At 75.4% G+C, this 8078-nt stretch carries 7 protein-coding genes, 1 tRNA gene and 1 pseudogene; 7 read left to right on the top strand and 2 right to left on the bottom strand.

From position 1 onward, the window contains the following. The first annotated feature begins 28 nt into the window (after positions 1-28). The 5 genes from AB0O29_RS33275 (at position 29) to AB0O29_RS33255 (ending at position 5926) form a co-directional block, all read left to right on the top strand. Positions 29-580, top strand: a complete 552-nt coding sequence (locus tag AB0O29_RS33275) for an ATP-binding protein (protein ID WP_365159372.1) — start codon at positions 29-31, stop codon at positions 578-580. A gap of 250 nt (positions 581-830) precedes the next feature. Further along, the gene (locus tag AB0O29_RS33270) at positions 831-2042 is read left to right on the top strand and encodes a 4-hydroxybenzoate 3-monooxygenase (protein WP_365159370.1); all 1212 of its coding nucleotides are present in this window, start codon (positions 831-833) and stop codon (positions 2040-2042) included. 134 nt (positions 2043-2176) lie between these two features. Continuing rightward, the gene (locus AB0O29_RS33265; protein ID WP_365159367.1) at positions 2177-3979 is read left to right on the top strand and encodes a methyltransferase; all 1803 of its coding nucleotides are present in this window, start codon (positions 2177-2179) and stop codon (positions 3977-3979) included. A gap of 77 nt (positions 3980-4056) precedes the next feature. After that, a complete protein-coding gene (locus AB0O29_RS33260) occupies positions 4057-5007 on the top strand; it encodes an NAD-dependent epimerase/dehydratase family protein (RefSeq protein WP_365159365.1) in 951 nt (316 codons plus the stop codon). 10 nt (positions 5008-5017) lie between these two features. Continuing rightward, on the top strand, positions 5018-5926 hold the full coding sequence (locus tag AB0O29_RS33255) for an aldo/keto reductase (protein WP_365159362.1): 909 nt from the start codon (positions 5018-5020) through the stop codon (positions 5924-5926). 23 nt (positions 5927-5949) lie between these two features. Here the strand turns inward: AB0O29_RS33255 and bla are convergent. After that, positions 5950-6504, bottom strand: a pseudogene (gene bla / locus AB0O29_RS33250) (class A beta-lactamase); the annotation flags it as partial. A 34-nt stretch (positions 6505-6538) separates the two neighbouring features. After that, positions 6539-6613, bottom strand: a tRNA-Trp gene (locus AB0O29_RS33245). Between the two features lie 147 nt (positions 6614-6760). Between AB0O29_RS33245 and AB0O29_RS33240 the strand changes: the two genes are divergently transcribed. Both AB0O29_RS33240 and AB0O29_RS33235 read left to right on the top strand, forming a co-directional pair. Further along, positions 6761-7348: a TIGR03086 family metal-binding protein gene (locus AB0O29_RS33240; protein ID WP_365159359.1), complete on the top strand. Its 588-nt coding sequence runs from the start codon at positions 6761-6763 to the stop codon at positions 7346-7348. A gap of 186 nt (positions 7349-7534) precedes the next feature. Further along, on the top strand, positions 7535-7981 hold the full coding sequence (locus tag AB0O29_RS33235; protein ID WP_365159356.1) for a hypothetical protein: 447 nt from the start codon (positions 7535-7537) through the stop codon (positions 7979-7981). Positions 7982-8078: the final 97 nt, after the last annotated feature.

Here is an 8078-nt window from a genome sequence, read left to right as displayed (position 1 = left end):
TCGTTTTAATGATCCGCCCACCACCGATATATACACACCCGGACAAACACTCTTTCCCAACCCGCCGCTCTTCCGATCTCTGCGGACGGCCATGCGTCGCGCGCCCCGGGGCTGGGACGTGGCCCCGGAGCGCGCGGAGGCGCTGTTGCTCGTTGCCACGGAGCTGCTCTCCAACGCCGTCCGGCATGCCGGGAGCGCGGAGTGCGGTGTGCGCGTCACCGTGGCCCTCCGTGGCGGCCGGCTGTGGCTGGACGTCGCCGACGGGGACCCGGTCCTGCCGTGTGTGGATCCGGCGGCCGCCGCGGACGTCGGCGCCGACGCGGAGGGTGGGCGCGGCCTGCTGATCGTGGGTTTCCTGGTCGGTGAGGCCGGAGGCCGGCTGGCTGCGTTCCGCGTCCCGTCCGGGAAGGTCGTCCAGGTCCGAATCCCGGCTGTCCGCGTCCCCGTCCCCGTACCCGCCCCCGTCGGCGAGGCCGCGGACGGCACGGCGGAAGCGGAGCCGACGTCGGGCCGGCTGACCCCATCTCCCTCCCGCGTCGCCCGGACCGGCGGCCCCGACACCCCGGCTGCCGGCCGTTGACCCGGCATCCCCGGTGCTCAGAGTGGGTACGCGGGAGCGCGTGGCGCAACCGCACGCCCGGCGCACGCTACCGACAGGCCCTGGGGCTCCGGCATCGGGCCCGGAGTCACGGGCCGGGGGCGTCCAGGGTGATTGTCACTCTATTCCCGCTAAGGGATGGCTCGCGTAGGTTCGCTGATCTTCGCGTGCTTATGCTTCACCCGCTATGACGGAAAGCCAGACAACTCGCGCTTTACGCGCACCAGTCGACGTGGTCGTCCTCGGCGCCGGCCCGGCCGGGCTGCTCCTCGGGAACCTCCTGCTCACCGCGGGCATCGACTGCGTCATCCTCGAACGCGCCTCCCGTTCCCACGTCGAGAACCGGGCCCGCGCAGGGTTCCTCGCCCCCAACACCGCGCGGATCCTGGAACGGCACGGCCTCGCCGACGGCCTCCACCGGCACGGCCGCCGGCACGGCACCTGCGAGTTCCGCACCCGGGAGGGACGGTTCCGTCTGGACTACGGCCTCCTCGGCCAGCGCGAACAGCACTACGTCTACCCGCAGCAGAACCTGGTCACGGACCTCCTGGGCCACTACCTCGACCGCGGCGGGCGCATCCGCTTCGACACCCAGGCCCTCGCCGTCCACGACGCCGACGGCACCCGGCCGTCCGTCACGGCGCGCGAGCCCGACGGCCGCCCCAGCCGCTGGACCGCCCGCTACGTAGCAGGCTGCGACGGACGGTACGGGGCGGCCCGCCGCTCCCTGCCCCCGGGTGCGGTCCGCCACCACCACGACCACGGCGTGACCTGGCTCGGCCTCCTGGCCGAAGCCCCGCCGAGCCTCGACGCCGTCGGCTACGCCCTCCACGAGCGGGGCTTCGCCGGGCACATGGCCCGCACCCCGGAGGTGACCCGCTACTACCTCCAGTGGCGGCGCGGCACCGCCGCCGACGCCTGGTCCGACCAGCGGGTCTGGGACGAGCTCGACGTACGGATGCGGGCGGAGGACCACGGACCGCTCCACCGGGGCCCGTTGCTGGAACGCGGCCTCTTCGACCTGACCTGCGAGGTGATCGAGCCGCTGCGGCACGGCTCGCTCCTCCTCGCCGGCGATGCGGCGAGCCTGCTGGCCCCGGCCGCCGCGAAGGGCGCCAACCTCGCGGTCCTGGAGGCCGAGCTCCTGGCCGCGGCGCTCACCGACGCCCTCACCCGGGGCGACACCACCGGGCTCGGCACCTACTCCGACCAGTGCCTGGCCCACATCTGGAGGGCGCAGGAGTTCACCGGGTGGATGACCCGGCTGCTGCACGCGGCACCCGACGCCGACGCCAACGGGGGCGATGGCACCGGCACCGGCGCGGATGCGGACGCGGTGGCCGGATCGTTCTTCCAGGCCGGCCTGCGCCGCTCCCGGATCGCCTCGCTGCGCACCTCGCGCATCCACCAGGACTGGTTCGCCGAGAACTACGTCGGCGTCTGACCGAGCCGCCCCCGGCCCCGACCCGCCGGCCCCGCTCTCTCCCCCCGGGCCCCGCCCACCACCCGCTCGCACCCTGCCCCGCCCTGCCCCACCCTGCCCTGCCCACCACCCGGCCCCTGAGGACTTCCCCCACGATGACGACGACGACCCTTTCCGACGAAACGATGCTGCTGGACGACACGGCCCGCCTGCGCGCGGCCGCCGCGTTCGTCCGCGAGCACGACAGCGCCTCCCTCCTCCCGCTCCTCCTGCCCGGCATCGAGGGCGCGGACCTGCGGGCGCTGGCCGGGCACTGCCACTTCGCCCACGCCGGGATGCTCGTCTTCCCGGCGGACGAGGAGACCCTGCGGGCCCGGCTCGCCGACTGCGGGCTGACGGTCCACACCCCGTCCCACCCCAGCGTCGTCGTCCGGGGGCGCCTCGCCCGCCGCCACCGCCGCGACCCCGACGAACTCGACGTGCGCATCCTGCGCCCGCGCGTGCACGGCGCCGACGGGAAACCCCGCGCGGTCGAGGTCTTCGCCCTGTCCGTGCCCCCGCACTCCGGCCTGGAACGGGTCGCCGCCCACGAGCGGGCCCACGGACACGAGGCACACCTCGCCTTCGAGATCGACCACCCGGACCCCCTGGTCCTGCGCGGCCTGTGCGCCGTCCTCGCCCGGCACGGAGCCCGCCCCGACGGCGGCGGCTACAACCCCCACGAGGACGGCACCGTCCTCTACTTCACCACCCCGGCCGCCGCGGCCTGCGCCTACCGGCGCCTCGAGCTCTACGCGCACGGCGACCACCGCGACGCCCTCGCCGCCCACCTGGAGGACACGAACCGCCCGGACCAGCCGAACGACTCCAACCACCCCGAAGGGCACCCCCGGCCCGCCGCCGAGACCACCGCCCGCCCCCCGGCCGAAACGCTCCTCCACCTGCTCACCGGCGCCTGGACCACCCAGGCCCTCGCCTCCTTCGCCCGGCTGCGCCTGCCCGACGCCATGGACACCCGCACCGCCTGCGGCACCGAGGACCTCGCCCGCCTGACCGGCACCCACCCCCGCGGTCTCGCCACCCTCCTGCGCTACCTCGCCATGCTCGGCGCCGTGACCCGGGAGGACCTCCCGGGGGAAGGATTCCGCCTCACCGAACTGGGCGCCCTGCTGCGCACCGACGCACCCGCGTCCATGCGTCCCCTGGCCCTGATGTACGGCGGCCCGTTCTACCGCTCCTTCGGCGAACTCGACCACTCCGTACGGACCGGACGGGCGGCCTTCGACCACCTCTTCGGCGAGAACCACTTCGACCACTTCGCCCGCGACCCCGAACTCGCCGACCTCTTCGACCGTTCCATGGCCGCCAGCTCGCGCATGTTCCGGCCGGTCCCCGGCCACCCGGCCCTCACCGCCGCCGCCCGGGCGTCCGCACCCGCCACCGTCGTCGACGTCGCGGGCGGCAACGGGGAGCTGCTCCGCCAGATCCTCACCGCCCACCCGAACCTGCGCGGCGTCCTCCTCGAACGCCCCCACGCCGTCGCCACGGCCCGCCGCCTGCTCGACGCCGCGGGCTGCGGCGCGCGCTGCGACTACCGGGCGGGCGATTTCGCCGACGTGCCCGCGGGAGGCGACGTCTACGTCCTCGCCCGCGTCCTGCACGACTGGGACGACGACCGCTGCCGGGAGATCCTCGGCCACTGCGCCCGCGCGATGCCCGACCACGCCGACCTGCTGATCGTGGAACGGCTCCTGCCCACGGATGGTTCCCCGTCGCTGGCCACCGCCTGGGACCTGCACATGCTCTGCAACGTCGGCGGCCGCGAACGCGACGCCGACCACTACGCCCGCCTGCTCGCCGACGCCGGCCTCCACCTGCACGGCCACAGCCCACTGCCCCTGGACGCCCACGTCCTGCACGTCCGCAAGACCCCGGCCCCGGTCACGCGCCGACCCTGACCGTCACCAGTTTTCCTTAATACCCACCCACAAACGCATGACTTCCGCTGATGACGGCGGGCCCCCACAGTGAGGGCATGCAAAGGATCTGCGTCATCGGCGGAAGCCGGTACTTCGGAAAGCTCCTGGTCCAGCGGCTGTCGGCCGCCGGACACCAGGTCACGGTGATCAACCGCGGCTCCGGCCGCCCGCCCGCCGGTGTGGAGCACCTCGTCGTCGACCGCGACGACGAGGCGGCCCTCCTGGCCGCCCTCGGCCCCCGCACCTTCGACGTGGTCGTCGACCAGGTCTGCTACACGCCCGTCCAGGCCGCGATCGCCGCCCGCGTCTTCGCCGGCCGCACCGGCCGGTACGTCATGACCTCCACGATCGAGGTCTACGACCCGGCCACCGCAACCGCCGCCACCGTGCTGCCGGCCGTCCCCGCGGACACCCCGGTGCCGGAGGAGACCGTGGACCCGGCCGCCTGGCCGGTGACCCCGGACCTGCCCTGGCACGAAGCCGCGTACCGGGAGGCCCACTACGCCGAGGGCAAGCGGCAGGCGGAGGCCGTCCTCACCCGCGCCCGCGGCTTCACCTTCGCCTCCGTCCGCAGCGCCCACGTACTGGGCGGCGGCGCACAGGAGTTCACCGGCCGTCTGGCGCACTACACCCGGCGCGTCGAGCGCGGCGAGCCGATCGCCGTACGCGCCGAGGAACTGCCCACGGTGTTCATCCACTACGGGGAACTGGCCGCCCTCCTGCAATGGGCGGCCACCGAGACGGACTTCAGCGGTCCGCTCAACGCCTGCTCCGACGGCCCCCTCGACGTACGGGCCTTCGCCGCGGCCGTCGCCGTGGCCGCCCGGACCGGCCGGGAGCCCCGCTTCCGGGTGACGGCCGCGCCCGCGCCGGCGTCCCCGTTCTCCTTCGACCGCCACTACGCCATGAGCAACGCCAGGGCGAAGGAACTGGGTTTCACCTTCTCCCACACGGCCGACTGGCTGCCGGACGCCGTCGCCGAAACCCTCGCCGCCCCCACCCCCTGAGGACCCCGCCGTGCAGCACAGCCACCCCCACCCCCGGCGCGCCCTCGCGGGCGTCCGAGTCGGCGCCGTCGGCCTGGGCGCCATGCCGCTGTCGATCGAGCACCGCCCGGACGAGGACCGGGCCGTCGCCACCGTGCACGCCGCCCTCGACGCCGGCGTCACCCTCATCGACACCGCCGACAGCTACCACTGGCACGCGGGCGAAGCGGGCCACAACGAACGGCTGATCGCCCGCGCCCTGGCCCGCTACGGAGGCGACACCTCGGACGTCCTCATCGCCACGAAGGGCGGCCGCGGCCGCCCCGGGGACGGCAGTTGGACCGTCGACGGCACCCCCGACCACCTCAAGCGCGCCGCCCGGGCCTCCGCCGCACGGCTGGGCGTCGAGGCCATCGGCCTGTACCAGCTGCACAAGCCGGACCCGTCCGTCCCCTGGGCGGAGTCCGTCGGCGCCCTGCGCGAACTCCTCGACGCCGGTACGATCCGCGCCGCCGGCATCTCCAACGTCACCACCGCCCAGATCCGCGAGGCGCACGGAATCCTCGGCGACGGGCTCGCCTCCGTGCAGAACCGGTACTCACCGGCCGTCCGCGACAGCGAACCCCAGCTGCGCCTGAGCACCGAACTGGGCCTGGCCTTCCTGCCCTGGAGCCCCCTCGGCGGCATCTCCCGAAGTTCCCTCGACGGCCCCTCCGGCCCCACGTCGGCGGGCACCGCCTTCCACGCCGTGGCGGCCGAACGCGGCGTCAGCCCGCAGCAGATCGCCCTGGCCTGGCTCCTGGCCCGCTCCCCGGCCGTCATCCCCCTCCCCGGAGCCAGCCGTCCGGCCTCCATCACCGACTCGGCCCGCGCCGCCCGGCTCACCCTCACCGAAGAGGAACTGATCCGCCTCGCCGAGCCGTTGTCCCCCCGGGAGTGATGAAGCCCTCGTCGTACGGCAGTTCAGGCCAGGGCCCGGGCCGCCAGCGCGGCCGCCGCGGCGAGCAGCGGCTCGTCGGCCGGGGCCGTCGCGGAGGGCTTGGCGGACAGGACCGCGAGGGTGACGGGGCCCCGGCCGGGAGGCCAGGCGACGCCCGCGTCGTTGGTGGTGCCGTAGGCGCCGGTACCGGTCTTCTCCGCGATCCTCCAGCCCTCGGGCAGGCCGGCGCGCAGGCGGTTGCCGCCGGTGGTGCCGGCCAGCAGCCAGCCGGTCAGGCGGGCGCGGTCCGGGGCGTCGAGGGCGTCCCCGACGAGCAGACGGGTGTAGGTGCGGCCGAGGGCGCGCGGGCTCGAGGTGTCGGTCGCGCGGCCGGGTTCCGCCGAGTTCAGCGCGGGCTCCCAGCGGTCGAGCCGGGTCGTCCGGTCGCCGACGGACCGGCAGAACCGGGTGACCGCCCGCGGGCCGCCGAGCGCGCGCAGCAGGAGGCCGGCGGCCGCGTTGTCGCTGTGGGTGAGGGCCGCCGCGCACAGGGCGGCCCCGCCGAGCAGCCGGCGCCGGCCGGGGAGCCGTTCCATGAGCGCCGCCTCCGGTTCCCGGTACCTGCCGGACGGGCGGAGCCGGCCGGATTCGAACCGGTGTCCTCGCGGTTTTGGAGACCGCGCGCGTCGACCTCTGCGCTACGGCCCCGCCCGCCCCGCATCCTATGCGGCGCGGGCGGCGCGGGCTGATCGCCCGGGGCCCGGTGGCCGGAACGGCGGCCCCGGCATGTCCGATGAGTTCCGGCCCCGCCGCCGGTCTACCCTTCAGACCCGTTTGTTCCGGAGGGAGCCCCAGATGACCGGCACGACGACCTTCGATCTCGGACCGCAGGCGGCCCTGGTGGCCCGCCTCGTCTCCGGCGTGCCCGACGGCGCGCTCGCCGGGCCCACCCCCTGCCCCGCGTACGCGGTCGGCGACCTGCTGGGCCACCTCGCGGGCCTGGCCGTGGCCTTCGGCGACGCCGCCCGCAAGGACCTCGGCCCGACCACCGACACGCCCCCCGGCGGGGCGCCCCCGCTGCCCGGCGACTGGCGCGAGCGGCTTCCGAGGGCGCTCGGCGAACTGGCCGAGGCCTGGCGGGATCCGGCCGCCTGGACGGGGATGACCCGCGCGGGCGGGGTGGACCTGCCCGGCGCCGTCGCGGCCGCCGTCGCGGCGGACGAACTCGTCGTCCACGGCTGGGACCTGGCCCGGGCCACCGGCCAGGAGTACGCCCCGGACGCCGCCGCCCTGGCGGCCTCGCACGGCTTCCTGCTGGCGGTCGCCGAGGAGTCCGGGGGCGGGCAGGGCGTCTTCGGGCCCGTGGTGCCCGTACCGGAGGACGCCTCCCTGCTCGACCGGACGGTCGGACTGAGCGGCCGGGACCCGGGCCTGACGCCCTGACGCCTCCGGGCCGGCGTACCGCCGCGATCGCGGGGCGGGGGAGGGGGAGAGTGGTCATGGCCCCGGTGGAAGCGGTTCATCCTCCGCTCACTCTCCCGCTATGTACCATGTGAAATATCACATGACATAACGAGCCGCTCGGCGATGCCCGCCGGGCGGCGGACCCCGACTCTGGAGAGAACTCCGATGAACCGCTTAGCAGTCCTGGCCGCCGGCGCCGCAGCCCTGACCCTCCTGACCACCACCCCCGCCCTCGCCGCCGCGGCCCCCGGCGAGAGCGTCACCTCCTGCGGCGGCTCCGGACTCCAGTCGGGCCTGGCCACCAGGGTGTGCGCCGATGTCAGCGGCACCACCGTCGAGTTCTACGGCACGGTCGCCCTCGCAGGCCCGCCCTCCCCGGGCAGCCCGGCCCCCGCCCCCAGGCAGCTGTTCACGACGCTGTCCGTGGAGGTCGTCGGCGGGGGCTCGCCCGTTACGCACGACCGGCCGGTCCTCTTCACCGCCTCGGCCGTCGAGGTGCGCGCCCTCGCCGCCTCCGCGCCGTGCGGGTCCACCCTCCGCGCCTCCTTCGGCGTGGCCTCGTTCCCCTGGCCGGCCAGGCCCGTCGTCCACGAGGTCACCCTCACCTGCTGAACCGGCCGACCGGCCGACCGGCGGACGACTGAACGGCGGCCGACCGAACGGCCGGCCGCCGAACGGCCCTGACGCCGGGCCGGGCCGGACGCCCAGC

It is taken from the genome of Streptomyces sp. NPDC089915 (assembly GCF_040684675.1).
Taxonomy (GTDB): domain Bacteria; phylum Actinomycetota; class Actinomycetes; order Streptomycetales; family Streptomycetaceae; genus Streptomyces.
This window is presented reverse-complemented; position numbering and strand designations above follow the sequence as displayed.

What these genes read in the sequence shown, in the direction of transcription:
- AB0O29_RS33265 (WP_365159367.1), top strand. Translation starts at nt 2,177, where the DNA reads ATGACGACGACGACCCTTTCCGACGAAACGATGCTGCTGGACGACACG.
- AB0O29_RS33260 (WP_365159365.1), top strand. Translation starts at nt 4,057, where the DNA reads ATGCAAAGGATCTGCGTCATCGGCGGAAGCCGGTACTTCGGAAAGCTC.
- AB0O29_RS33240 (WP_365159359.1), top strand. Translation starts at nt 6,761, where the DNA reads ATGACCGGCACGACGACCTTCGATCTCGGACCGCAGGCGGCCCTGGTG.
- AB0O29_RS33235 (WP_365159356.1), top strand. Translation starts at nt 7,535, where the DNA reads ATGAACCGCTTAGCAGTCCTGGCCGCCGGCGCCGCAGCCCTGACCCTC.